This window comes from Candidatus Margulisiibacteriota bacterium (genome assembly GCA_028715625.1).
Lineage (GTDB): Bacteria > Margulisbacteria > Riflemargulisbacteria > GWF2-35-9 > GWF2-35-9 > JAQURL01.
The window spans coordinates 17898-44846 of sequence record JAQURL010000005.1; the positions used below are offsets into that span (position 1 = coordinate 17898).

A 26949-nucleotide genomic window follows, 5' to 3' on the forward strand; every position below is an offset into this window, starting at 1 on the left:
GACAAAAAATTGGGAACAGGATTTTGATCTGGTCTCAGACAATATCGAGCAAGGCGTAAATATAATGGACCTGATCTGGATGGATAATGCCTTTAATTATTACGGCACCAGAAATCTGGTGATTTATTATGACACATTGGCCCCAAGCTTTGTTCCCTTGAATCTGTCTACAAACTGGTATTCGGCAGTCAGCCCGGCAGCAGCAATTTTTGAGAAACCATATTTGAGCGGTTATGGCCTGGCCCCTATCATGCCCAATGATCCTTATAATGTGGATAAATCATTTTTTTATGATGGTCATGACGGGATCAGATTGTACTTTATTGTTACTGATAATTTTAAGGAACAGGGGTATTTAAGCAACAATGCTTATGCCATCGCTGGTGTAAGAATATCTGTTTCCAGAAATTATGTGAGTGTGACGTCAGTAAATTTTACCACCTTAACCATACCTGCTGTAAGTTTTAATGCTTTAATTAATAACAGTTATGGTTTATTCGACGCAAAATGGCCAAGTTATAATATCCCCGAGCGTTCGCCAACAGTCGATTCCTCAGGTATTTTAACCAGAAATTTTAATTTTTGTCTGTATATCAGCAGGGACCTGATTGTCTCGGATAACCCCTTATTCGGATCCGGAATATCGGGACTAAACACACAAAATATCAGTTATCTTGTAAAACTGGATGCTGTGGATTATGCCGGGAATAAATCGTGGACCCTGGTAAACAACAAATTGAATATAGAAAACACAGTAGTTAACAAATACATCACTTTAAATATAATTCCGGATAACACATATAATCCGGATAATGCCAGGGCCTTAACCCGCAACTTGCGAAATACTTATCTGGAACAAAGTGAACTTTATTCACCTTTACAGACCAGCACATTCGATCCCAGGGAATGTATTTATAACAAGGGAGTGGTAAGTTTTAATATTTTTGCCACCATGAATGAGCTGGGAGGAGCGTATTTTGGCGTATTATGGACCAAAGAACCTACCAGTAATATAACAAAGAACAGTTATGTTTATTATAATTATAATTATCTGCCCTGGGTAAAAACAGCAGGATTATATACCTGTCAGACGACTTTCAATTTTAATTTCTTCAGCCCTGTCCCAGCTGAAGGCAAGGATATATTGAATACAGGTTATTATCAAACTTATCATAATCCTGATCTTTCGATAACCACAAAGAGCATAACCATTAATGTATTTGTGGCCCCGGTCGGTTCTTCCGGAACTCCATTCGGACTTGATGACGGCTATTGGGTAAAATGTACGATTGATATTACCGAACCTCAGCTGCAACCAGGATACTCGGAGTTTTATTTGATCACATATAATAACCAGAGATTAAATGCAAAAGCGGGGTTATCCATAATTAACAACACACCGACAGGTTCTTATGTTTCTTTTGGAATAAGCAGTTTCAATTATGTTTCTTTGAATAATTTCACAGATGTTAGAGACATAATTTATTTAAGCGGATTAAAGAGCCAAACAGTAAGTTTCGCTTATGGTGATTATTTCGATCCGGAAAGCGGAATGGCTGAAAACGACAAATTTTTAAGAAAGAAAATTTATTTTACACCGTTAACCACAAATATTAACTATAATTTCGGTACGCCCGTAGAAAACAGTTTGTACAATCAGAGTAACAGAATAATAAGCAACAATCTTAGCCAGGGAACAGGTCTGTATAAAATTGATCTTTATTACAGCGACAAGGCTGCCCTGACAACCAGGTCAAGCTACGCCGTTGTGCTGGATAGCGTGGTTCCGGATATTAACAAGTTTGCCTTCAGCAAATCTGTAAGTCAAAATTACCCTGCTGCTAATGATTATTATTACGGTAGTCAGAACGTGGTGGTATCCTGGAGCGCAGTAGATAATCTGGGGGCAGGCTCCAACGGATATCTTACCGGCGGTGATGCCCGCGGTATCTGGTTTTACGAATTGCGTTTTGAGAATTTAAGTCAGCCGTCGAGAAAAGGATATGTTTTCAGTTCTGTAAATACGACCATTGCTCGGGATTCCGAGCTGGGTAGCGCTTTTGTTCCGACTTTATATGAGGACCTGGTGCTTGATTGGGATACGATTGTCAATGTTATTCACCCGGGGCAAGTCAAATTTACGTTAAATGCCTGGGATTATGCTTTAAATATGCAGTCCGCTACGCAGATCGTTTATTTTGATACAGGGAACGTAATCGACACAATGATTAGCAGCTTTAATAATGTCAGAAGTGACGCGGATAATCAGAATGATGGGGAAACTCCTTCAAATTCGGCATTCGCACCCGGTTATTTTGATCAAACAACAATTAATTATGAGATTGTTTTAACCGACAGCGCTTTTGACCTGACTCAGTTGAACACATTAAATACCGAGAATATACCTATAGAGATATGGATAATTACGCAGGACAAACAACTTCTGATCAGTCCGAATATGACCTGGGCAACTTTTAATAATATACACAACATAGCCGATAATAATAATATCGGTGGTTATGTGATAAAAATAACAGCTGATATGGGGGAATATCTGGGAGTGGGCAAATATATGGGTGGGTTTACGATTAAGAACAAACTAATCGACGGGGCCGGATATCTTTCTCTAACAAGTAACCTGAGTAACAGAATAACAGTGGATTTAACTGCGCCTGTGGGAACTTATAACTATAAGAATGATAATGGGAATATAATACGTATCAGCACACTTCCAGATTTTACAAATTATGGAATTACCTTAAATTTTGCCTTTCATAAAGACAAAAATGTTTATACCGAAGCGAATTATAATGATCCTGAATCTGATTTGGCCTATCTTCCTTATAAATTTGTAATAAAAAAATATAATTTCGGTCATAATCTTTTAGCTACAATCACGAGAGATTGGGAAGCCGCCACTCATAATCTTGTAAATCTGGGTGATGACAAGTTTGACATAATTTCTCCTAATTGCTGGTATGAAGTATTGCTTTATAATAAAAACAATGTAGGTATTCTGGTCACCCGGTCATTAAACTTTATCTATGATACTGTTCCACCAACAATAAACTCGATAATTATTTCTCAACAGGTTATGAGCCAACTGGATTACGCGCCATGTAGCGCCAATTTTATCGGGGCCAGGGATATCACCCTTAACTGGAAGGTATCCGATAATGTTTATTTTGAAGGTGGGAAATCCGCAATATTCAATGATATGCCTCATAATGGTGAACAATACTATCGACTGACGTTTATTAAGAGCAGCGAAATAAATATCAGCGGCAGTGTATTCCCGACTATTCTGCAATATAGCATATCTAAAAATTATATACTTAATACAGTAGGTGAAGGTAAATCCGTTTTCAGACTTTATGCTTTTGATTTTGTAAATAATGTCTCAACATTTGATATCGGACCACTTTATTATGACTGGTCAAATACCATTAATGAAAAAGTCGCCGATATACATCCTGCCACCGATAACGTTGATGATGTGTCAGATGGCTTTAATGTAACTCCTTATGATGCCAGCCGTAAGAACGGTTATTATGACCAGACAACATTGAATTTAACAATCCTAATGAAACCCGATGCTCATGATTTTACACAGTTCAACACCTTACCGTTCAGCTATTTACCTCTGGAAGTTTTTGTGCAGACTGCTTCTGTCCAAAACAGAGTAAATAATGATTGTGTGCTGGTCACATTTAATAACGCTAAATCAATCGATCAATATCCGAACCTGGCAAATTATTTACTCCAGGTTACTGTCGATTTAAAAGAGTATGTCGGTACCAATAATTATTTGGGTGGAATGAACCTGTATTTCAAGTTTGTTGATGGTGCCGGCAATCTGTCACCTACTACCAGTTCGGGAGTGCCGGTTACAATTGACTTCACAGCTCCGGTCGGACAGACTGTTTTCGCGCCCGGATTCAATTTTATCGGCCAGGATAACCTGTACAATTTTACAGGAATAAGTATTAATACGGCATTTAGCAGCGTAAATAATTGCATACTTTCGGCTAATTTTTCTGATAGTGAAAGCGGTCTGGCTGTGAGCTGGAATGATTTTATAGTTAATAGGGCAGACTTTAATGTTGACTTTGGTACGGAAACTACAGCAACCTGGGACAGGCACTGGAGGAACAATCCTCAGTTAAATACAAATGAAGATTCCACAAACACTGTTAATAAAAAATACAGAATAACATGCGCTGTGGCCAACAATACGGGAATAGTTTATCAGGACAGTCCCAGATATGTGGTTATAGATAATATTAAACCGAATATCACCAAGTTTGATATTAATGAGTCTAACAATTTTAAAAATTATAAACCATCCAGCCGCAATTTTATCCAATATCAGGACTTGGGGTTGGTCTGGACAGCCTCGGATAATGTTTTCAACATTGACCCGCAACTTTTTAATAATAAAAATCATCAGGGGATACATTATTATCAGCTATATTATAATAAACCCCAGGAAAACACTTTATGGAACTCAATCAGCGCTTCGATAGAGCCTACGCTGGATAATGAACTTATAGTTACAGAGGGTTACCTGTTGAATGTTGTAAAAGAAGGCAAAATCATGTTCCGTTTGTTTGCTTTTGATTTTGCGGGCAATTTGTCGACATCAGATATCGGTCCTTTTTATATGGATTTGATCAATACAATAAATCTGCAGGTATCTGCCTGCATAGCCGTATCGGATAATTCCGATAACAGCGATGATGATTTGACTCCTTATGAAGCAATACGACAGCAGGGTTATTTTGATCAGGTAACGATCGATTTTAAAATACTCCTGCAAACTACAGCTAATGATTTTACTCAGCTGAGTTATTTGAATTCTCCCAATATCCCACTGGAAGTTTATGTTGGTACTAATGATTATTCCCTTCTCAGCGTGCCAATTTCCGCCCTGTCAGTAACATATAATCACAAGAAATTGCTTGATGACACACCAAATCTGGCATCATATTCCGTTCAGGTACATGTTGACTTTGCTAATTTCGTGGATAATTCTTTCTTCACCGGTAGCTTGAAGTTTTTTGTAAAATTTATAGATGGCGCCGGTAACCTTTCCGATACAACGAATTCAATATTCATGCCTTTCTCGGTAACTATAGACTTGACTGCTCCGATGGGTGAAATTGATTATGTGAAAGGGCTTGGTTATATCGGTAGCCCCGAAGGTCTTACCCAATATGGGATCAGCAGGGATTACGCTTATTCCAGCCGTGACAACCAAATAGTCTTGTCCGCTAACTTTTGGGACAATGAAAGCGGCTTGGCCATCAGCTGGAACTGGTATGATATTAATGTAAGCAGATTTTCGGGAGGCGGGCAGCCCGCAACCTGGAGCAGGGGATGGAGCGCTTGTCCGACACTGGATATTTTTGAGAGCGGTATTACAAGTGTTAACAATTATATTTATAAGGTGATCCTGTTTGGGGCAAATGGTACTGGTATTGTGGAGAAGCTTAATACGTTGAATATTATTATGGACCAAATGCCACCAAGTATCGGTGCGTTTGAAGTTAATCTGGCTAAAAATGTCGCAAAATATGAATCCAGCAGCGCCAACTTCTGTCAGGTACAAACTTTTAACATAACCTGGATAGCCACAGATAATTGCTGGTTTTCCGAACTGCCCCCAAATTTTAGCCAGCAAAAACATCAAGGTATTTACAAGTATTCTTTATTTTATAAGAAAAAAGTAGGTTCTCTAGACTGGACAGACTGGTTAACTATAAGCGACAATATTTTTCCGACAGCTCAAAACAGCTATATACTCGGCTATGACTATGTGCGAACTAATTTTTCCAATGGTACGATTTATATTAAGCTGGAAGCCTTTGATTTTGCGGGAAATGTGGCTACGAGAAGTTTCGGTCCGGTATTTTTCGACGGGGACAATGATCTGAATAATCAGGTTGATCGCATGCTGGCTATGGATAACACAGATGCAGACGGACTGGGCGGTTCGCCTATGGACGTGGGTGGTCCGAATTATTTTGATGAGCTGAACATTTTTATATCTTTTGTCATGTCTTCCAACGCTCAGGATTTAACTCAATTCAGTTATTTGCCGATGCATCATATACCCCTGGATATGCATGTAATAGATGCGTTAAATAATGTCTACCCCATTTCTTCTATTAATATTTATAGTCATTATGACCGAGACAGTTTGCCAAATATTATCGATGTGCCCAACTTACGAAATGTAACCATAGATGTAACCGTTAATCTGGAGGACTGTATCGGTCTCGGAATGAACATGGGCGCATTGCAACTGGGAATAAACCTTATAGACGGAGCCGGAAATCAACTGGATACTTATAGCAGACCATTCCCGGTTACTGTCGATATTACTCCTCCACGAGGGGCTATTAGCTGGAATACAATTGATTACGGAACTATAGGAAGTGATTTTACTTACCAGAATTATGGGATAACATTAGGAGTTCTTTTCAGCAGTAATAATGAAAATTTACGCTTAACAGTTAATTGTGATGATCCTGAATCGGGCCTGGCCGATAAACCGTATCAGTTTATCGCGACTAAATATCCTTATGAAAGTTATCCTCTTAGCACAAATTATGTCCCTTCAACGATCACCAGAAATTTTGTAAGTACAAGCAATTTTAATATTAAGGATTTATTAACCGATGATAACATGATCTATACTCTGGAAACACAGGTGCGCAACAGATCGGGACTGAGCCAGGTAATGGTAAACAAAATTATTCTGGATACTCTTCCTCCGGTATTGTCTACTTTTGATATTTCCGAATCAACAGGTGGCATTTACAGCGCTTCCAGCCATAATTTCTATACACTGCAAGTAGTAACGATAAACTGGGGTGCATCAGACGCGGTTTATACAATCCCACTGGACGCAATTATATTCGGAGGTAGTGCGCATCATAATGGAATTAAATTCTGTGAGATGTACTATGAAAAGTTCGGGACAATAAACTATATATCGAAAAATATTATTCCGGATGGAACGCAAGAGTTTATTATAACACCGGGTTATTTATTAAACCAAATTAATGAAGGGAAGGTAACGATAGGAATAAATGCTTATGATTTTGCCGGCAACAAATCAAACACTATTAAACTGTTGTGGTTTGACTGGAGTAATACTATCAATATGATGGTAAGTTCCATAACAACTACTGTGGACCGGACAAACGATAATAGCGATGATCCTGCTGATGAAATATCTCCTTTTGATGTAAGAAAAGTGCCCGGAATTTATGACCAGCCGACAGTTTCGATAAAAATAGCTTTGACCTCCAACGTATCCGATGCCACAGGTTTGAGTACGCTACAGTATGATTTTATTCCACTGGAAGCCTGGATCAGTTTTAACAACACCTGTTCAAAAATTTCAGCTAATTTGGTTTGGGTTACTCACGATCCGATCAATTATATGGATGAGGTTAATAATCTAAGCAGTAAAAATCTATATGTTACAGTTAATCTTTCCGAATTTATAGGTACGACAAAATATTTGGGTCCTGCGCAGATATTATTTAAATTTATAGATGGAGTGGGTAATTTAAGTGATTTCGATAATTACGGACTATGTATTACTGTTGATTATACACCGCCTACATCATCGTCATCTGTACCTTTCAATTTCTATCAAAACATCGGCTGCAGCAGGAATTTCATACAACCGGTGGATGGATATAACGGATATTTGTATACAAATACGATTAATTTCTTTGTAAGACTGGAGTCTTTCACAGATTATGAATCGGGAATGCCAACCGATTCTTACATGCTAAATATTAGCGGTAAAACCTTCACCGAGAACATAACCTTAGGAAGTACCGTTATGACGTGGCAGGATTTCAACGAATTCAGTGGTAAAGATATTATGAACCATACGTCCTACATAATACCGACGCAAAGTTATCATGATATTTTATTAAAGGTAAGAAATAATGCCGGTAACGTTACGCATAATTTGTTCAAATTGTATGTTGATGTTATTAATCCGGTAATTACTACATTTAACCGAACACCGCACTTTGACGTAGATAACGATGGATATCCTCCCGAAGAAGACTATATGTACAATAAACAGGCAGTTTGGTTAACCTGGTCAGCCTGGGATAATTTGGGCGAAGAAAACGGAGGTTATGGTTATGTATCCGGTAATGGACTGTATTATTACACTCTCTCCTGGATATGTAGCGATAAACAGGGTAATTTTGTTTCGTCAGGTGATATTTTTACAAGGGAAATGCAGGTAACAACCGATAAGTGGTTCCTGCCCACTGCCGATGTCGAGAAAATCAATGGTGTTACCTATGATATCTCCATATCAAATGATATAAAGGAAGGTAATGTTACTTTTAATCTGACTGCCGTTGATCTGGCAGGAAATGTTTCGACACAAACGATGAGGCTGCTTTTTGACTGGCACAATATGTCTGACGGAAATTCGGAATTTTCTTTTATTCCGGATATGACCGATAACTCACCCATACCTGACCGTATTGTTCCAGATTACGGATATTTCGATCAACCTACTATGACTATAGTTATTACTCTAAATAATGTTAGCGAGCTCAGTGGACTATCAACGAAAAATTTGAAAATAAATTATTCGACGAATAATCTGACCAGTTTGGGAAATATGCCTTTGATCAGTCAGACGGACTATCAGTATAGCATTGATATGTTTTCCGGTGGATTTGTGGTCTCTATTGATATTAATCTGGAAAGGTATTTGATAACCGTAAACAGCTTCAGCGGTTATCAGTCAAAAGGCGGGTCATTATCACTAAATATTACAGTCCTGGATAGGGCAGGTAATTTGCCACAAAATGCCGCCAAGTTCGGATGCAGGGTTACGGTAGATATGAATGAACCGGAACTAGATGACGGAGGCACCTTCAATATTTCCTTAATACCCTGTGAAGATCATGGCAGAGACGGAATTGCTCCGATGCCTGGTTATTATGATATACCTACTTTTGATTTTCTGGTCACAATAAATAATATTATTACCTCAAACGGTTTCGCGGATCTGGATCCGAAAATATATTTCAGGTTTATAAATCTAAGTCAGAATATCGTTGCTACTGCTTTTACAAAAGAATTTATAAAAGATGCTTACAATTCCGCGATTATCACCATGCAGATAGGTCAGGTGAATATGGCATCTTATCTGTTAGCAGATTCTGGAATCGCTACCTGCGCAGTTGAAGATCAGTACGTTCTGGAAGCATATGTTAGAGATAGAGCGGGCCATATATTACGGAGATCATTCTCGATAATTTATGATAAAACCAAGCCTTATCTGACTGATCGGGATTTCTTTTTCAAAATGGATATTGAGCAGGACAAAGATAGCTTCGGCGATGGCATAGATCCTCTTCCCGGCTATTTTGACAGTTTTATAGCAACGCTAAGTATACAGTGGGATGCAACAAAATGGGCAACAGGACTTAATAGCGGACTTTATCACGATTACGTGGCCACAGATATACATGGCTCAGGATTTAGGGATACACCAATATATGTCCGGTTTGAACCGATTGATGTTCAGGTATCAAAAAATATTTATGCCCTGGCCAAATATCCTGATAACAAATATGGTGCCCCTGTTAGCGGTGGCACTGAAATTGTTCAGATCCCACTGATTGAAGGTTATGGCAATGTTATGTTTTATATCGCGGACAAAGCAGGCAATTTGACCCAGATCAATAATCTCGGTAACGGACAAATCAATAACAAATCCTACAGAATTACTGTTGATATCAAAGCACCCACCGGGATTTCTATGGACATATATGATGATACAGATAATGGCGGAGATGGTATTTTGCCAGCCAGAGGCTTTTTTGATCAAGCGATTATTACCTTTTCAGTTTCGGCGAATCCTGCAGATAATGTTTCCGGTTTACGTGTTAACAGCTATATTATTACAACCGCTAATATAGGAGAATCAGTTTATATCAACGGCGTAAAAAATTGGAAGAATTATATTTATCAATATCATAACGACTCTATAGATGATGAGAAAAATGAACCGGGCAATGAACTGCCCAGCTTTGGTTCGGTTCTGTTACCGACCGGTCCTGTTACTATTTGGGTTGGCTTGGTAGACAGGGCTGGTAATGTAGGGTTTATTTCACAGTCTGTTGTTGTTGATGTTGATCCGCCAAAAATTAATACCATGGGCGTTGATTTTGTGTTTAATCCAACTATCGGCAGACGAGGTGACTCGGATAGCGGAATTGACGGAATACATCCTTATTACGGTTACTTTGATGATCCCGGTGTAGATATAGATGTTACAACACTGAATTATACGGATGATTTTCCAAGAGTAAATCATCTCCTGGTTAAATCCTCAGCCGGCTCACTAACTGCCGATTATACATATTTGTTTGTTCCGACAACTCATAACTATGGAGGCAGTATATTAACAGTAACTGAAAATCAACTTGGGCAAACAGCCAATATATTTATGAATATCAATACATTGGAAGGAAATCATGCAATCACTATTTATCTGGCTGATCTTGCCGGCAATGTAGTTTCCCGTACTATTCTGGTCACAGTGGATACGCAAGTACCTCAGGGCCAGATAGAAATTGTTATGGATAAAGGCAAGGATAGTCATGATGACGGAGTTGATCCTTTGCTGGATTATTTTGATAATCCTGAAGTAAATTTTATTATTTCCAATAATTGTACAGACGCAGGTACCTTCAGAATTAACAAATATCTGGTTAAGTCTGATGCTGACGATGTCCTGGGTTATACAGCTCACAAATATAAAAATGAAAGCGGCGTGACCTTAACCGTTCAAAATATTGACGAAATCAATCTCGGACAGAACTTTGGCCAGACTATAAATTATATTTATGCATTTAAACCAACAGATAATGAAGTAAACAGCATAATCATTTATGGCTTGATCGCCGATAAGGCAGGGAATGTGAAGGTTGCCACCAAACAGGTGTTTATTGATTTTACACCGCCTACAGGTGATTTCCAATTATTTCTTGTTCCGGATAAAGACAGCAAAGGTGACGGGATAGATCCTTTATATGGTTATTATGATAGTCCAACTATCGCCATTATTATTTCCGAGAATGTCCATGATAGCAAGGGCCTGAGAAATAACCGGTATTTTGTAAAAACAGACCCGCAATATTCTTTGCCTGGTTTCAGTTCGTTTAATTATACAGGGCTGGGTTATTATCAGGAAGGACTGGACAATATTGTTTATGCTCATATCGGTACGACCAGAAATCAGATTGACCAAATTGGTTTTAATAATGAGGGTGTTTATACTATTTATGCCGGTATAGCCGATAAGGCAGGTAACCTTGTTACCAAAGAAATTAAAGTAACCATAGATTACACTCCACCATTAGGTAATATTAATATTAATCTGGTTGCGGACAAATCCGACAGGGATGACGGAGCTGACCCTGATTACGGCTGGTATGACGATAATACGGTTGATTTTATATTAGAGAGCACAAGTGGTAACGTACTTTATGATAATTTGGCAGGATTACGAGGGAACGCTTACTTCGCCAGAGTAGTCACTTCGGGTACAACACAGATAATCTGGAATGTGATGCAGAGTTCTCCGACTTTTAACAATATTTTTGTTCCGGAAGATGAGAGCGTTACCAGGAACAGCAGAATTATTGTAGCGGTTGTGGACAAAGCAGGGAATGTATTAAATACCTACCATGATGTTCATGTTGACATTACCCCACCAACCGGGAACATGACGTTTACGATAAAGCCAGATATAAACAATCGCCCGGATCAACTACAGCCCGAAGACGGCTGGTATAATGACGATACTCTGGACCTTGTCTGGAAATTACCTATAGATAATTTATTACTAAAAGACAAACCGTTCAGATTGAAGATCAATAATTTACCCTGGTCTGATTTTTCTAACGCTTTGCACATTGAAGATTTTAAAACAAACTCCACTGAAACAACTATCAATGTCACCCTGCTTGCAGCAGATAAATCCGGCAACGTCCTTACGGCATCGGCTACAGTTTGTCTGGACTTCATTTCGCCATCCACGTTTAACATCAATATAATACCTGATACCTCAGATGTGAACAGTAGCGGGATATTACCTGAAAAAGACTGGACACATAGTCGTTATCTCAACTTTGTATGGACTACACCGAATGATACGCAAAGCGGATTGCGTTTGTTGCCATATCAATATATGAGTGAAGTCAAAGCTTATGGCGGATTTGTTTCGATAAATCAAGCCAGCAATTTTGAAGCCAAGGAGAAATATACTTCGTATTCGGACAGAGAACCATCATATATTTGGGTCAGGGCAGTAGACAGAGCAGGGAATATCACCGAAGTCAAAGCTAGCATAAATATAGACCTTACTCCTCCGGATGACTTTTTATTTAAAATTAAACCTGACACTCAGGAAAATCCTGCCTACGTACCCGAAGATGACTGGTATAACGATAATACCTTGCAGCTGGAATGGGCTTCACCCCTTGATTTCGGCGGCTTAAGATATTCTTCTTCCTGCCAGGTACGTGTAAATAATAAGTCTGACTGGGTCAGCCTGAATATGTTGCCCAGTATAAATGAATATGAAAATTTTGTTGTATCTGAAGATTATAATACCAGAAAATTGATTATGAGAATTTATGATAAAGCCGGAAATTATAAAGAAATGGAAAGTAATACTTACAGAGTTGATCTGGGTGCGCCAACATTCAGCAAATTTGTCCTGCTTCCGGACAAGGATGATTTAGGCCATCAACTTATTAACGGCTGGTACAGTCATCAGCTAATACACTGGGAATGGTTGGGTATGGACTCTGCCGGTCTGTCCAATATGCCTTACCGCTATCATAATGTGAATTCTCCAAACGCCCAGTGGTCTCCATGGAGCACAGATGTCCAGACAGCCATTGTTACAACCTGGGGTATTCCGCAGGAGTTTGTTGTGGAAGTGAAAGACAAAGCAGGTAATTCTACGGTCAAGTCAGGATTTGTAAATGTGGCTTCCTTTGTTATTACGCAGGATATTTATTTTATATCCATAGACATCAAAGAAACCGGAGTAACTCACCAGGCCCAGAATATTATTCCTGAAGAGAACTGGTACGACACACACACACTGAACATAGTTGTTACAACAAATTATATTAGTCTGGTAGAACAGCAAAATATGACTAAAAATATGCAGTACTATTTATATAATACTAACGGTCAAACTAATGTAATTTATCAAGCTTCACCTACATTCAACGACATTTACTGCGGTGAAACCGGGAAATCAGGATTATATATTATATATGGCATACAATTGGTAAACGGCTTAAAAATTGAAGGTAAAAAACTTGTCTATATCGATACTAAACAACCGGAAAATTTGAAAGCTACATTACGCGCGTGCAAAGACAGCAGTGGAGACGGGATCGACCCTCTGCCCGGCTGGTATGACCGAAAAACTTTTGATGTTGATCTATCTCCACCCAAGGATGACGGATTATTACGAGCGAATCCATATAGGTTCAGGATAAGAAGTGTTACTGTAAATCCATGGAGCGATTATTTTTCATCGGAAAAACTGGAAAATGTAGCTGTATCCTTTGACGGCAAATATACTCTGGAAATAATAGCATTTGATAAAGCGGGGAATATGGCCACCGCAGAAGTTTCCGTAAGTATAGACACACAGGTACCTTCTATAAATAATATGAGCATAATAATTTCTCCGGATGCTGTGAGTGAAAACGAAATAGCTCCTTTGAACGGCTGGCATAAGAAGGATATTATTTATGGAAGTATAACCTGGAATTCCATGGCGACTGAAAATTTAAGACAAGATTATTTGTTCGTCAAAGGGAACAGCTCGGACGATTATGGGAAATTCAGTTCCAATACATTTAATGTAAAATTGATTCCTGCGGACCTCTTGCCGATAAATATTGAAGTTCGGATTGTTGATGATGCCGGTAATGTAACCACATGCATTCAGAAAGTTTATGTGGACAATAATCCCCCGGGCAATAGCTATGTAATTATTCATAATGATGAGCGCCATACACCCTGGTTCTCACCGGAAGCAGGAAATTACGGACGTGTTACAGTTGACTTCCATTGGGCCGAACCGGTTGGTGGAGGGCTGCGCGACAAACCATACAGTGTTCGCAGCAGTTTGGCGCCGTATGATAGCTGGACGACTTCTCAGGATTCTGCATTTTATTACGGGTTTATGACAACTGAAGGCATACAGGATATTCAGGTAATGGCTATTGACAAGGCCGGGAACAGCGCAACATTTTTTGCAGGCGTAACAGTAGACACAACTTCTCCTTCGCCGGTTAGTATAAGCCTGTTGCCAGACCTGGACAGCGCAGGAGATAATTATGACCCTGTCCCCGGATATTATGATAATAAGGAGATACAGATCACGTTTTCGGAGTCAATAGATAACCTGGGATTAAAGGCCAAACCTTACGTTATTCTCACTCAAAACCTGGAGAGTATTCCGACCTATCAAATATTTGATTTTACGGACCAGTTAAGTGCTGTCATAAACGTTGACCATGAGGGTTTAAATACAATATCGGTCGTAGCTGTTGACCATGCAGGCAATTATTCTATGCAAAAAATAACGGTAAATATGTTTACTACCAAGCCACAATTTACACTTACGGTTAATCAGACAAATTTTAATTCTGCGGCTGAATTACGGCTGACGTTTAATGTTAACAGGGATATCAAGATAAACGATACAAATATCAGATTCAAGGTGGCTGATAATATTTATCCTTTTAATATTAATATGCCCAGCAGTAATTGTTTTGTGGCTACGCTTAATGTCGCGGATGTAGTAAGTGACGGCATAGCTGAAATTATTTGCAGAGTTGTTGATAAAGCTGGTCTGGTAGTAACAAAACCGATTAACAGTATAAATGAGATTTATATACGCCTTCATACACCTCTTGAACCTGATTTTAAGGTTTATAATCCCAAAAACGGCAGCCGATACTGGACCAACACATGCAACGTTATAGTTTCATCTTCATACGGGTTGAATTTCCCGGACTACAGGTGGATCATTACACTTAATTCCACAAAACCTGATGCGGCAGATCCGGGATGGGCCACATTTAATCCGCAGTATTATATCAATGATGAAACAGAAGGTACCAAAGTTTTGTACGCCTGGGTAAAAAATATTAACAATATTAGCCTTAAACCGACAACGGCCTCAATTACTCTGGATAAAACACTACCCATTGCTAATATTATTTTCGGAAAAGATAAAATGGGATATGGCCGGCAAACATTTTTTATTGATATTTCCGAGGAGTTGGATTTGCAGCCTACGGTTTCCTTATATTTTAATTCTTTATCCAATACTCGCTACATGAGTATTTCAGGTTCAGGCAAGAAATACAGCGCTGAATTTTATTTTACTGAGGATTTCGGAGAAGGTATGGTGTCAGTCTCTATTCTGATGACAGACAGGGCCGGTAACGTATCGACGCTTAATACAGGAATGCAGAGCGTTTACCTGAAGATGCTCTATCCGGAAAAACCGAGATTGAAGATTTCAGACAGAAACAATTATGATCAGACCCAGTATGCAAATGATGACAAAGTACGTTTATGGCTGGCAGTAACCGATAACGAATCCGTCTGGTATATAGTTGATGATACATTCGGAACCGTACCTAAAACAACGGATCCGCGTTGGTCCTCCATGAATTTCAATCTGGTCCTAACCAGTTGGAACATAGACGGGAAACTGATTAATTTCGACTACAGTGGTTATGACCATAGTAAGGGTTATCTGAATAAAACTTTCTATGCCTGGGTAAAGAACGTTAACGGTTATGTTAATATAACTCCGGCTGTGCAAAGTATTACAGTGGATTTTGACGCGCCGGTAGTAACCTTAAATTATACGCCATTTAATAGTTTGCCCGGTCAATTGATAAATATGACCATTAACTGTCAGGAAAAGATACAAATATTAAGTTCGGATATAGTTTATAATGACGATACGTACACAAGCCTTACTTTTACAGAACTGACAGATAAGTGCTGGTATGCAAGCATTATTCCCAACAAGCAAAAACAATCATCATTCATCGGAACAGTACAAGACCTGGCTGGAAATACCACCGATATCCACGTTCAACTTCAGCCCTATTTGCAGGTGATCAGCATTAATGTTTTAACCAGGAATGTCGGCCGCTGGAGTACTAACGTGCCCTTAATGATGATCGGGGTTTCTCCATCTGCCAAAGTTATATTGAATTCTTTGAAAGTGGAAAAAATCAATGATGAGCTGCATAAGTCTTTACGCACTCTCAAACTGGTATCCGCAGACGGCCAGTTATTAAATACAACCTTATATGAAAATGACAGCTCCACGGTCGAATTCCTTTTCAACGGCCTGGAAATCAAAGACCCCAGAACTTTTTATGTCTATGGAGATATTGAAAATTCAGCCATGGAGCCGTTTAGACTAAAGATGGTTCAGAGCTATTTCGGCGTCAGTTCGTATAATATTGTTAAAAACGATAATTTGCCTTATACAACTCCGACCATAGACATCAGGAACGGTTTTAATATGCTGCAAATCTACAATGAAGATACGGCGATGCCCTCCAGAACAGTGCAGGTCAGACAATATGATCAGAACGTAGTGTTTTTTGAGTTTTTAATGAAAGGTTATCCTTACAGTGTTAAGGTTAACTCCTTAACACTCAATATCCTGGGTGACCTGCCGCTTAATTATATAAATAATTTTAAAATGTATCAGGATACAAATTATGACGGGATATTTAATAAAAATGACGATTATTGTTTTGATAACACGGACATAAATATATTGAGCGACAAGATAATCTTAAAGAATATCGGAGCTTCTATCAGTAATGTAAGTCAGAAGTATTTTATTGTAGGCAATCTGGCCATAGATACACCGGTAAGCAGCAGCATCAGAATGGTTATCCTCAATAATAAAAATGTAGGATTGATCAATAAAGAAGATATCGTAAATGACAGTTATATGCCTTTATCATCTTCCACTCTTATGGTTGCCAATTATATTCCCAAAGTATCTATCAGTAACAGGAACTTATACTATGGCGACGTATTCCAGGGTGACGTGGTCCGTGGTTATGCATCATTCAGGTTCCTGACCGATTTTTATACATCCAACCTGAGCAAGATAGGATTCAGGGTTTCCGGTAACACAACTATTGATGATATCCAGGATTTCAGACTGTATTCATCTGTATCCGATTTATCCATGATACCGGACAACAGTACGATGTTATCAACGATAATAAACAAAAATGAATCACAACTGAATATAACATTACTACCACAACTGGTCGTTACTACGGGTTCACCTTATATTTATGTAGAATTGCAAATCAGAGAAAACGCCAACACCGGCAGCATTCAGTGTATCATGGAAAAAAGCAATATTTCTGTTAACGGGCAGATAATTAATACTGAAAATATTGTCTTTGGAGAATTGAATATTATAGATACACGTCGTCCGATTATTTCCGAAGTAAACATCCCTCAATTTGTAAATAAAGCAGATATTTTAACCTTTAATTTTGACGCTTATATAAAAGAAAAAAATAATATGATTTATAAAATTGAAGCTTCGCTTGGCAGCAAGAGAGGTTCCAGTGATGTATTGGCATGGACTCCGTTTAATATTGAAAAACAGCAGTATATTATGGACAAGAAAATTTTGCTTAGCAATATCAACTTAAAACACAATAATGAATACTATCTGAATTTAAGGACATATGGTACTGACCCCTTAGGCAACATCTATGTTTCCAATGAAAAGATTACAACCTTCAGAGTGGATCTTACACCTCCACTTACACCAGACGGCAGCAAGATATTTATAAATCAGAATGTTATCGGGAATAAAGATAATAATCAGCAAAATGTCTTTTATATTACCTGGCCTTCGGCCAAAGATGACGAATCCGGAGTCAAATGTTATGAATTGCAGGTAAGGTCAGGCACAAACCAGAAATGGGAAGATATCAGCACAACATTAACGCAGAATTACTTTAAAATGGTTGATTTGGACCTGCATAAACGTTATCAATACAGAATGCGTGCTCTTAATAATGCCAGCTTATATACTGACTGGATGGAGTCCGACTATTCTGATGTAATCAAACCCGCTGAAATTATTTATAATTTTTCTTTTTATCCCAATCCTTTCCGGTCTGAGATTGAAGATGGAACAATTATTTATGAACTGAATAAAGACGCCAATGTATCGATCAAGATTTATGACGCGCTTGGTCATTTCGTTAAAGAAATGAATTTTGTCTCAGGCAAAACCGGGGGAAATTCCAAAGAACCGAACAAAGTAGCATGGGATGGAACCAATGCGATTAATGAAAAAGTTGGCAAAGGCGGCTATATATTGGTTATTTCCGCTGACAAAGAAGGTCCTCAGAATATTGTGAAGTTTATGGTTGGTGTTCTGCATTAATAAAATAATATTTCCTAATAGTCCGATAGCATAAAACGGGGTATCTTTGATATAATATTGAACAATGATCATTTTCAGTATTTTTTTGGCAAGTTTATTCCTGTTATTGGTGCTTATTGCCTACATCCATAAAGATATTCAGGCGATATTTCTTGGAGACCCGGCAGCTAAAAATATTCTGGAAGTTTTGACCTATCCCAGCCTTTATGCCACCTCCATGCACAGGATCAATCATTTGTTATGGTCTGTCAGAATTCCTTTTATTCCGAGATTATTATCACAAATTGTCAGATTTTTTACCTTTATAGAAATTCATCCTGCTGCCAGAATAGGAGATGCTCTGTTTATCGATCATGGTGACGGGGTAGTTATCGGCGAAACTGCAGAAATTGGCAATAATGTAATTTTGTATCATCAGGTTACATTGGGCGGTACGGGCAAGGAAAAAGGCAAGAGACATCCGACAATAGGCAATAATGTAATAATCGGAGCGGGTTCTAAAATCCTGGGCAATATAAGAATAGGGAATAATTGTAAAATCGGAGCGGGCACGATAGTTTTAAAGAATGTTCCAGATCATTCAACAGTGGTGGGAAATCCTGGAAGAATAGTTTCCGGAACAAATAAAGATATGGTAGAATCACTAGACTTGGGAAATGTACCAGACCCGATTCAGGAAAACTTTATAAAATTGGAAAAACAAATTAAAACTTTGCAGAAACAAGTAAAAGACCTGTCTGCAAATAAAAAGTCTTAAAATGATTGTAAATAAAAATAAATATTTCAAGATTTTAAATGTTGCTGAAGATTCCAGTGTCAGCATAATTAAACAAACAACTAAAAAGTTACTAAAAAAATATCATCCGGATCAACATCCCAAACACAAAGACTGGGCTGAAACTCAGACTAAAAGGATACTCGAGGCTTACAAAATTCTGGTTAAGGATATTGAACATGGTAAAAATCAGGAAAAGAGAATAATTTATCAACCGCATATAAGAATAATTCTCAAAGAAAAAAAGAGTTTTTTTATAGAAACCATTGTCCCTGAAAATGATACTCAGCAGAAAGTTTATTTTGATGTTAGTCTTATAGACCGTGTAATATCCAGCCTGGATTTAACCTGGGTACGGGAACCTGTTATGGCGAAATTTGGGGAATTTAATTATTATCTGATAAATAGACTTATATATAGTGAGGGTGTAAGGCAACTTGATAATGGTTATAAAGTTTTATTGTTTAAGCCTGTTTTTGTGAGCAATTACCGATTAGCTTTAGGGTTTGTTAGCGGCGGAAAAGTTACTGAGCTTTTGGATAATGATTGTTCGCAAATGGAGAGTAAAAAAGTTAACGATCTTGAACTTAAATTTAAAGAAAATGATTATTATATAACACCGGATGTTTATAAAAATATAGAAAGGTTGTTATTAGAAAAAAAGTAACATATCATATAGTATATGACCAGTATTAGCGTGGGTTTGGCAGAGATTAAATTCTCGAGAAATCCGGATGATATTATAATCGCACATGGCTTGGGGTCTTGTGTGGGTGTAGCCATCTATGATACTAGCTGCAAATTGGGTGGCATGATCCATGTCGTTCTTCCCAGCAGTTCAATACAGAAAGATTTTGCTACCACACCGGAACGTTTTGCCGATACCGGTATACCGGTGCTGCTTAATAAATTTTTGTTATTGGGAGGGAAGGTTGCCACTTCTTTTGTAAAAATTGCCGGTGGCGCCAACATGTTCCAGTATAATAATATGAGCAGTTTAGATATCGGGGGGAGAAATATCGTAGCCGTTAAGGAGACTTTAAGCAAATATCATATTGTCCCCACGAGTGAAGATGTCGGTGGTTGCAATGGGCGCACATTTTCGATACAAATTGCCACAGGCAAGGTTTTTTCCAGGATGATAGGAATGAAAGAGAGAGAAATTTAGAGCTAGGGGGAATTGATGGAAGATACTTACGATATTGAATATGAAAAGTTTAAACAGGATGTAAAAAGTATCCTCGGAGTTGATTTGAATCAATACAAACCGGCTCAAATGAAAAGAAGGATCAGGTCTTTTATCAGTAAATATAAATGTGTAACCTTGGCTTCTTTTACAGAATTGCTGAAAAAAAATGACGAAGCCTTAAAAGTCTTCAAAGATTACATCACAATTAATGTAACCGAATTTTTTAGAAACCCTGAAAAATTCGAGGAACTAAAGACCAAAGTTTTGCCTGAACTAATTAAAAATTCCAGAAATCAGGGCAGACATACTGTAAGAATTTGGAGTGCAGGTTGTTCAACTGGGGCTGAAGCTTACACACTGGCAATTATTTTTGAAGAACATTTCCAGGGAGTAGACTACTCTGTAATCGGGACGGATATTGATGAGAATATTGTAAGAAACGCCAAAGCCGCAGAATATAAAGATATAGAGATTAAGAACCTGAACAAATATATACTGGATAAATATTTTGATGTTCAGGCAGATAAAACAAAATGGAAAGTAAAAGATAAACTGAAAAGGAATGTAAAATTTTTGCTTGGTAATTTACTGGGAGATACATTCCCCAAAGGATTTGATTTAATATTGTGTCGGAATGTGGTTATATATTTTACAGAGGAAGCAAAAGATATTTTATATAAAAAATTTTATGATTCTTTGGTAGACAATGGGGTTTTGTTTATCGGAGGTACAGAAAGTATTTTAAATGCAAAACAAATAGGCTTCAAAAATAGCACTAATTTGTTTTATTATAAGTAAAGGGAAAATATATGACAGAAGAACAGCAAAAAAACGAATTATTTGAAGAATTGATCTTAAAACTCAACGACATTATGCCTTTGCCTGTGACGGTAAAAAAGATTATAGAGCTTACCAGAGATCCGAACACTGAACTGAAAGATCTGGTTGTCGTATTAGAAAAAGATCAGGCCATGGTTTCTAAAATATTGAAGCTGGCCAATTCCTCATATTACGGTTTTTCCAAACAAATAAAAACGATCTCTCATGCGGTTGTTTGCCTGGGTTATAATACCATTAAAAATATGGCTTTGGCTGTTTCCACTTATTCCATGTTTGATAAAAGTATTGTCAGTTATGCCCTGGAAAAGGGTGCTTTGTTCAAACACAGTTATGCTGTGGCTATAGGTTCCCGTATCATTGCCAAGAAAGTAAAACATATTAACCCTGAAGAAGTATATGTTATGGGCTTGCTTCATGATATAGGCAAGATAATCCTGGACCAGTATGCCAAGGACAAATTTATTGATGTTATCCGTTTATTCCGCAAAGGTAGTATTACTTTCCTGGCAGCTGAGGAACAGGTCCTGGGCTTTAATCATGGTGAAATAGGAGCTAAGATAGCAGAAAAATGGAACCTGTCGGATGAGCTTATTGAGTCAATACGTTATCATCATCATCCGCAAAATGCCAGTCCCGAGAATGTATCGGTTCATATGGTTCATATTGCTGATGTGGTGGTTGAAATGATGGGCCTGGGGCTCGGTTATGACGGCCTTAATTATGAATTGTGCCCGGATTCAATGACCAGGTTGGGCCTGGAAGGAGCTGATATGGAAAGCTTGATGATTCAGATCATGGACGAATTAAAAACAGATAGTCTGGAAATACCCGGGGCAGAACAATGAGCAGCATATTATCTCAGGAGGAAATCAATGCGCTCTTGATGGGAGTTATGGATGACGGGGCTGCAACACCTGTGGTAGAAAATACTGTTGAAGAAGGAGAAACAGCGGTCACTCAACAAAAGTCCAGTTTTATTGAAGAATTTCAACATATTACCAAATATGATTTTCGAAGACCTAATAAATTTTCCAAGGATTTACTGAGAATACTTAAAAGTTTCCATGATAACATGGCCCGTTTGTTCAGTGCTTCTTTATCCGTTTATCTCCGCCAGGATGTGAAAGTTCATTTAACCTATATCGAGCAACATACCTATTCGGAATATATAGAAGATTCCAGTGAAAAATCACTATTTTATATAATTTCTTTTATTGATGATCAGGCCATTCTTAGCCTGGATGTTAATATCGGCATGCTGCTTGTGGAAAAATTACTGGGTGGCGAAGGAAAGAAAGTCGACACCGAGAGAATGGAACCCACCGAAATTGAAATGACAATTATAAAAAATATTCTGGACAAGCTTTTTCAACATCAGAAAGAAAGCTGGGGCGATGTAATGAAGGATTTACCTCGTATTATTACCATTGAAAATAATCCCAGAGTTATTCACCTTGTCCAGCCGAATGACATAGTATTAAAAATGGTTTTTGAAATTACAATAGGTGACGGGGTCGGTATTTTTACTTTTTGTATACCTTATATAGCAATTGAGCGTGTGTTAAATCAGTTGCTGCAAAGCCAGTTTGTGAGGATGCAGCATCAATTCGTTAAAAAGTCCGAAGAGATGGAAAGAAATTTAAAAGGCGCAAAAATAGATATTTCCGCAGAATTGGGAAAAACCAATCTTACAATTGAAGAATTGATATCTGTAAAAGTCGGCGATATTGTAAAACTGGAAACCAAAAAATATAACGATTTACTGCTTTGGGTAGGCGGGTTAAAAAAGTTTACCGGGGAATTGGGCGTATCTGATAATCACTACGCAATAAAAATAAAAGGCGTTAATGATAATCTTCTTTGAAAAATCAGGAAAGGCAAAAAATTTTTAAATGGCACAAATCAGACTTGTAAAACCGGAAGAAAGAACAACCGAATATATCGGCAACCCGGATGTCATTGTTTTGGATCAGAAGACCGAGGTTGCGGTTGAGATGGATAACCTCTACAAAAAGAAGGGGCAATTAACTGAAGAAATTGAAGAAATGGAGAATAAAAAAGAGCGGTTGTTTGAGGAATTGAAATACCTGAGTTATCAGCTCAATAATCAAAATCAAAAGGCCAGACAGGATTTTCAGGAAGAAATTAAGGGCATGAAAAACAGGGTCATGCAGGATATTCAAAAAATGAAGGAACAAGCGGAAGGCGAGATTTTTTATCTGAAACAGCAAAAAGAATCCATTATGAGAGAATATTCCGATGAAATAAAAAAGATGGCAATTGCCCTGGATAAACAAAAAAAATTATATCTTACTAAAATGCAGAGCTTTAAAGGTAAATTTGAGGATAGTGTACAAAAACTTATAACCATATACGCTGACCGGAAAAAAGAAATAACCGGAAATCTGCAGGTTATGCAAAAAGAAAAAAAAGAATTTGAACAGCAATTGCAAATTAAATTTGAGAAAGAAAAAAAAGATATGCGCAACGAATATTTCAAAAAACTGGCAGAGGTTAATGAAGAGTATAAAGAACAGATCGCTGCTAAAAAACAACAGCACGAAAAGCTGCTTGAGGATTACGAGTATCGTCTGCGATCCGAAAAACAATCTTTCGAAAAGAAACTTATTGAAAATCAAGATATGTATCAAGTCAAGCTGGGTGAGATTAAACAGCAATTCGTACCTTTAATTAACGAAGAGACTGAAAAGTATAAACAAATTTTACAGCAGGTCGGCAAACAGAGAGAGACTCTTGTTCATCATTATAAAATGGAAGTGACTGCGATTAAACAGCAATATTCTTCGCTGCTGGAGCAGGAAAAAAAGAACTATAATTCATTATTCAGTGAGATAACAGCAAAAAAAGATGAATTCTTGAAATCCTATCAGGCTCTATTAGAAAGAACAGCACAACTGGAAGACGAAAATAAATAAAAAAAGTATTTAACTGCTAAAACTTTTTAATGCTTCTTCTTCGTTTACAAAGATATTAATTTTTTTAGAAATTTTTGTAATATCCAGAACTCGCTTCACATCTACAGTAGGGTTTAATATTTTGAATGCTCCGCTTTTTTCGGTTATTTGTTTGTAACTGTCAAATATAGCACCGAGACCTGACGAATCTACATAATTCACATTCTTCATTTCAAGTAGAATATTTTTATTGCCTCTATTTAATTCTTCCTCAATAATTTCAGTTAATACATAGTTGTTATCAACGTCCAGTTCAATATCACCGGTAACACCTGTTTCTGTTTTCTTTGCTCCCAGGCTGATGATCAGAATTCCGTTTTTTACTTCTTTATGTATTTCCAAGGTTGTTACCTCCTTTAAATTCTAAACCAATGTATTAACAAATGAACTGTAACCCTAGAAAATACTATAAATACACAATACCCATTTGTCAATAACTTTTAAAACAAATAAAACAAAATCACATATCGATTTTTAATATATTCAGCATGCGTTTAACGTGTTCGCTGGGATTCAAAATTTTGAAAATCCCTCCGGAGCTCGCGATTTTTTGATAACAATTTAAAATGGCACCGAAACCTGAGGAATCTATATATTTAACATTTTTTAGTTCTAAAAGAAAATTTATAGTACCTTTTTCCAATTCATTATCAATTGTTTCGGTTATAATATAATAATTATCAATGTCGATTTCAATCTGACCAGACACATTATTCCCTTCTTTTCTTCCACCCAGGGTAACAATTAAAAATTCTTTAAGTTCTTTAGTGACTTCCAATTAACACCTCCTATACCCTTTTAATAATAATAACAGTAAAGTCGTCATGTAAAGGGGCATCTTGAGAAAATAATAAAATATCTTCAACAATTTTATCGACAATTTCTTGTGCGCCAAGATGTTTATTCTTGGTTATAAGAGCGCGGAAACGTTCTTCCCCGTAGGAATCTTCCAGGCGATTCCTTGCTTCTGTGATACCATCTGTAAAAAGGATTGCTATATCTCCCGGCTCCATAACATATGTTTCTTTGCCATATTTGGCATTGGAAAAAGCACCGAGAGGGAAACCTCCTTCTTCCAGTACATGAAAACTATTGTCTGAATTTCTGTAAAAAAACGGATTTTCGTGCCCGGCGTTAGTGTAGGTCAAAGTCCTGTTTGCATTATCAATGATGGCGTAAACGCTAGGTATATAATTTTTAACACTTTTATTTTTAACCAGGTTGTCGCTTATTTTTTCAAAGACTGCATGCGCTTCTTTATTATCAAAAACCGAAGATTGCATGATGCCTTTAAAAAAGGCCATGATTAACGCCGCAGGGATTCCTTTGCCGACGATATCGGTAAGAGTAACTCCCAACAGATTTTCATCAAGTTGAAAAAAGTCGAAATAGTCGCCACCGATAACTCTTGCAGGAAAGGATGTAGCAGCGATGTCAAAGTTTTGTAAAGCCGGCTTGAATTTGGCCTGCAAACCCTCCTGTATGTTTCTGGCTACCTGTAATTCTTTTTGTGTCATTTGTTCTTTGAGAGATTGATCATACAGCCGATTATTTTCTATTGATGCTGCGGCAAGAGATACTATAGTTTCTATAATCGATATATCATTATCATTAAATTTTTCCTTAAAAAAGTTTTTGCGGATAAGTCCCAGATAGCCGATAACATTTTCTCTGATAATAAGAGGGATAAAAAGCAATTCCGGGATTATTATATCGACAATATCCGGATTGTCATTTTTTACTATTTTTACCGAGTCCAGCTTGAGAATTCTCATTTCATCCTTTATATATTCAAGCATATTTCCTTTGTCTTCCAATTCAATAGATATTAAATTGTCAGGAAAATCACGTTCAAAGTTACTCATGTATTCGGCAGTTTGTTCATTTCTGGTATGCCAACTGGCCCTGACTTCCAGCTTATCCGTATTAGTACTCATGAGGGTAAGAAATCCCATTTCAGCTTTGGCATGTTTGAGAATAATATCGCCCAGTATGGAAAGCATATCATCCATATTTACAAGTGAATAAATCATTTCTCGGGCTTCGTTGATAACTTCCAGTTTTTTATATAATAATTCCTGATGTTTTCTGGCGATGATAAAATATTTTTCCTGGAACAACCATAAAAGTATATGGTAGAGATGGTAAAGATCATGATTCTGGAAAAAGTCTATTTCATTATAGATCAGCATTGCCCCATGCAGTTTGCTCTCCAGAACCATGGGTATAACCTTTAACATATTCATGTGAAAAGGTTTCGGCTCGGTTATTCTTTCCTCCACAAATATAGTTAATTGTTTGGAGCGCAGGGCCAGACCTGACTGCTCTTCAATATATTGAACAAGCTGGTCTTTGACACTATTCAGTTCATTAACCGTGAATTCGCTGATACCGTAAAGAACACTGCTCCCGGTATTGCTATTGGTAACAAGAGCAATTAATGGTGATGTTAACTGCTCCTGTTTAATAAATTGCAGAACAATACTAACGAGGTCTTCTTCGCTTTTAACGTTTTCAAAATTCTTTTTTAAAAAATATAATTTTTCTAAGTAATTATTATTCATATATTTATAAATTGTTCTGGAAACGACTGAATATTATTTTA

The 26949-nt window shown here is 37.5% G+C and carries 11 protein-coding genes (1 of these 11 cut by a window edge); 8 read left to right on the forward strand and 3 right to left on the reverse strand.

The genetic code is table 11. The annotated features are described in order from the left end of the window. The 8 genes from PHV30_01650 to PHV30_01685 all read left to right on the forward strand — a co-directional run. Nucleotides 1–18565 carry the 3' portion of a hypothetical protein gene (locus tag PHV30_01650; protein ID MDD5455717.1) on the forward strand. The gene continues 17879 nt to the left of window position 1, outside the view, so 18565 of the gene's 36444 nt are visible here — the last part of the coding sequence; its start codon lies off the left edge, out of view; the stop codon is at nucleotides 18563–18565. Between the two features lie 64 nt (nucleotides 18566–18629). Then, nucleotides 18630–19322: a serine O-acetyltransferase gene (gene cysE / locus PHV30_01655; protein MDD5455718.1), complete on the forward strand. Its 693-nt coding sequence runs from the start codon at nucleotides 18630–18632 to the stop codon at nucleotides 19320–19322. 1 nt (nucleotide 19323) lies between these two features. Beyond that, nucleotides 19324–20007, forward strand: coding sequence for a DnaJ domain-containing protein (locus tag PHV30_01660; GenBank protein MDD5455719.1), 684 nt, complete (start codon nucleotides 19324–19326; stop codon nucleotides 20005–20007). Between the two features lie 15 nt (nucleotides 20008–20022). Beyond that, nucleotides 20023–20508, forward strand: a complete 486-nt coding sequence (locus PHV30_01665; protein ID MDD5455720.1) for a chemotaxis protein CheD — start codon at nucleotides 20023–20025, stop codon at nucleotides 20506–20508. A 15-nt stretch (nucleotides 20509–20523) separates the two neighbouring features. Then, nucleotides 20524–21327, forward strand: coding sequence for a protein-glutamate O-methyltransferase CheR (locus tag PHV30_01670; protein ID MDD5455721.1), 804 nt, complete (start codon nucleotides 20524–20526; stop codon nucleotides 21325–21327). Between the two features lie 11 nt (nucleotides 21328–21338). Continuing rightward, the gene (locus PHV30_01675; protein MDD5455722.1) at nucleotides 21339–22214 is read left to right on the forward strand and encodes an HDOD domain-containing protein; all 876 of its coding nucleotides are present in this window, start codon (nucleotides 21339–21341) and stop codon (nucleotides 22212–22214) included. Then, complete coding sequence (gene fliM, locus PHV30_01680) at nucleotides 22211–23233, forward strand: flagellar motor switch protein FliM (GenBank protein ID MDD5455723.1); 1023 nt, start codon at nucleotides 22211–22213, stop codon at nucleotides 23231–23233. Before PHV30_01675 ends, fliM begins: the two co-directional genes overlap by 4 nt. Before the next feature lie 28 nt (nucleotides 23234–23261). Then, complete coding sequence (locus tag PHV30_01685; GenBank protein ID MDD5455724.1) at nucleotides 23262–24305, forward strand: hypothetical protein; 1044 nt, start codon at nucleotides 23262–23264, stop codon at nucleotides 24303–24305. 9 nt (nucleotides 24306–24314) lie between these two features. On the opposite strand, the gene PHV30_01690 is transcribed toward PHV30_01685, so the two are convergent. The 3 genes from PHV30_01690 to PHV30_01700 form a co-directional block, all read right to left on the reverse strand. Then, entirely contained in the window at nucleotides 24315–24686 is a 372-nt protein-coding gene (locus tag PHV30_01690; GenBank protein ID MDD5455725.1) for an STAS domain-containing protein, read from the reverse strand. 118 nt (nucleotides 24687–24804) lie between these two features. After that, nucleotides 24805–25122 (reverse strand): STAS domain-containing protein, encoded by a 318-nt coding sequence (locus PHV30_01695; protein MDD5455726.1) that lies wholly within the window; start codon nucleotides 25120–25122, stop codon nucleotides 24805–24807. A 10-nt stretch (nucleotides 25123–25132) separates the two neighbouring features. Next, nucleotides 25133–26908 carry a SpoIIE family protein phosphatase gene (locus PHV30_01700; protein MDD5455727.1) on the reverse strand — a complete coding sequence of 592 codons (1776 nt, stop codon included), beginning with the start codon at nucleotides 26906–26908 and terminating at the stop codon, nucleotides 25133–25135. Nucleotides 26909–26949 lie beyond the last annotated feature (41 nt).